Origin of the sequence: Mesorhizobium sp. M7A.F.Ca.CA.003.01.2.1, from assembly GCF_003998945.1 — a bacterium.
Lineage (GTDB): Bacteria > Pseudomonadota > Alphaproteobacteria > Rhizobiales > Rhizobiaceae > Mesorhizobium > Mesorhizobium ciceri.
Genome location: NZ_RZRA01001314.1, coordinates 1 through 1,122 on the forward strand (window position 1 = coordinate 1; position 1,122 = coordinate 1,122).

1 protein-coding gene and 1 pseudogene are annotated in these 1,122 nt (G+C 65.7%); one reads left to right on the plus strand and one right to left on the minus strand.

Annotation, left to right across the window (positions count from 1 at the left end; genetic code table 11):
• A pseudogene (locus tag EN969_RS32290) lies at positions 1–824 on the plus strand (adenylate cyclase); the annotation flags it as partial.
• 54 nt (positions 825–878) lie between these two features.
• Here the strand turns inward: EN969_RS32290 and EN969_RS32295 are convergent.
• Positions 879–1,122: CGNR zinc finger domain-containing protein (locus EN969_RS32295; RefSeq protein WP_164758720.1), on the minus strand; the 244-nt coding region annotated here is incomplete at its 5' end.

Here is a 1,122-nt window from a genome sequence, read left to right on the forward strand (position 1 = left end):
TTCAAGACGAGGTGACGGCCAAGATCGTGGAAGCGCTGCTTGGCCGGCTGCGCGCGCCGCCGCCGCGCAATCGGCCGCGAAATCTGGAGGCCTACGACCTCTGCGTGCGGGCGCGAAAGCTGATCGACGACTCGCCGCAGATGGCGCAGGAAGCGCATCTGATGCTGACGCGCGCGGTGTCGCTCGATCCTGATTATGCCGAGCCCTATCGTTGGCTTGCCATGAACCACTGGATGGGACAGGTGCATTGGGGCGGACCAACCGAGGCTGCCCGCAGCGTTGCCCTGGAGCTGGCGCGCAAGGCGGTGGCGATCGATCCCAACGATGCCGGCTGTCGCTGGATCCTGGCTTATCTGCTTGCCTATGAGCGCAGCTTCACTGAAGCGGATGCGGAATTCGCCAAAGCGATCGAGCTCGACCCGAACGAGGCCGACACCTGGGCGGCATTGTCCGACATCGCGGTCCTGGCCGGACGGGTCGAAGAGGGCCTCGAGCACATCGGCAAGGCGTTCCGGCTGAACCCGTTTCCGGCGAGCTGGTACTATCTGACGCTCGGCCAGGCGCAATATGCGGCGCGCGACTACCAAGCCGCTATCGAGACGTTGCGCCGTGACGAGACCTATCGCACAAGCTCACGCCGTTTCCTGGCGGCAAGCATGGCCCAACTCGGCCGGCTCGACGAGGCGCGCGCAGAGGCTGAACTGTTCCTCGTCGGCAACCCGCATTTCACAACCCATCACTGGGCGACGACCGAGCCATTCCGCGACGCCGCTACGCTCGAGCATTTCGTCGATGGTTTTCGCAAGGCCGGTCTTCCGGAGTGACGCGCCGGCATCCGGCCCGCCCGCAGCAAAGGCGACGTGGTGCGCTAACCCAGTCTAGACGTCGGTATGATCTCGGTGGCGCGACACCTTCTCGCGGTTGCCGCAGGTGCGCATGCTGCACCAGCGCCGCTTGCCGCCTCGCGACGTATCGAGGAAAAGCCAGCCACAGCGAGGGCAGGAATGCAGCCTGTCGCGCGGCAGGGTGAAGAACGCTTCGATGGACAGCATGGCCAGCAACGCGGTGACGGCGTCCGGATCGCGCCACCGGCCAAGGGCAAGCTCCGGCCTGGTGCCATCC